At 34.6% G+C, this 1,473-nt stretch carries 1 protein-coding gene; it reads right to left on the bottom strand.

Going from position 1 to position 1,473, the window contains the following annotated elements; translation table 11 throughout:
* Positions 1-37 precede the first annotated feature (37 nt).
* A protein-coding gene (locus M3600_RS28310) for an IS3 family transposase (protein ID WP_235856747.1) occupies positions 38-1,368 on the bottom strand; the annotation gives its coding sequence in 2 pieces (ribosomal slippage) (positions 38-996 and positions 996-1,368; 1,332 coding nt in all).
* Positions 1,369-1,473: the final 105 nt, after the last annotated feature.

Genomic DNA, 1,473 nt, shown 5'->3' with positions numbered 1-1,473 from the left:
TAAAGTGTACCCTTTGTAAAGGACATTTAAAAAAAGCCTAGGCAGTTTTAAGAAGATGATCTCTGTATTGAACAGGGGTCATCTTTTTTAAGTTCCACTGATATCTATAGTAATTGTAATAAATCATATATTGTTTAATTTCTTTTCTTAATTCATCTAGACTTGTACATGCTTTAATAGAGGCTTCATCTTTAAAATGGCCAAAGAATGATTCTTGAGGGGCGTTATCCCAACAGTTTCCTCGTCTTGACATAGATTGACGTAACCCTAATTTCTTTACTGCTTTTTGAAAGATAGGACTTGTATAATGAACACCTTGATCCGAGTGAATTAAGGCATCTTTTGCTTTCTTAAAGTTTTTGTTCTTCTTTAACTTCTTGAGAGTATCTGTAGCTAATTCCAAGGTCATTCTATCCGATACATGATAGGCTAAAATTTCACCAGTTGAACCGTCCTTAATGACTGATAAATAGGCTCTTAGCCCTTTGCCGAAATGAAGATATGTGATATCAGTCAGAAGCACTTTCCTTGGAATTCCTTGCTTAAATTGTCTATTTAAAAGGTTTGGTACAACGCGATGTTCTTTTGTAGCTTTCATCATTCGTCTATAAGGATTTGCCTTTCTAAAGGGGCAAATAATGCCGTACTTCTTCATAATGCGTCGAATACGTTTCAAATTGTAGACAACATCAAATTGACCCGCCAAAGTCATTTTAATTTGACGTGCCCCTTTCTTTCGCCCTTTGAAATTAAAAGCTTTTAAGACAATCTCCTTTACAATTTCATCCTTTTCATTTTTGCGCTTTCTTTGTTCTTGTGTCTTAGCTGAGAAGTACTGATAATAGCCACTTCTTGAGACGCCAGCTATTTGACATAAGTACTTCACCATATGATTTAATTTATATTTTTCAATCACTGAGCGAATAAGAATATACCTTTGGCTAGGGGGGAGTTCTAATTCCTCATCCCCCTTTCTGCCAAACGAATCTTTTTTAATAGTTCGTTTTCAGCCTTTAGTAAGTTAATTTGTGCTTCTAAGCAAGCATTTTTCTCTTCCATGGTCCGATCTCTTTCTATTGGGCGCCCCGAGTTTTCTGCCCTTGTGTCACGTAAACCGATTATCCCGTTCATTTTGTATGCTTTTTTCCATCTTTTACTCGCTGAATAAACTCTATCCATCCCCAAAACCTCAACGTCAAAGCCACATTGTTCAAATATATTTCTTGTTAAATTTCCCTTCTCTTTCTCAGTAATAAAAATATGTTTAAATTCATCTGTATAAGTGATTCCTTTTGTACTTACAGATTTAACGTATTTATTAGTGGATAGCTGCTTGATCTCTTTCTCTGTGAAAATCTTTTTACTCATTATTTTCTCCGTCTCCATGTTTCTCTAGTTGTGTTACATAATTATACAAAAAAATACCCTATAGGTAGACTTTTTTTAAGTGTCTACTCTATAGGGTACATTTTA

It is taken from the genome of Niallia sp. MER 6 (assembly GCF_023714395.1).
Lineage (GTDB): Bacteria > Bacillota > Bacilli > Bacillales > Cytobacillaceae > Niallia.
This window is presented reverse-complemented; position numbering and strand designations above follow the sequence as displayed.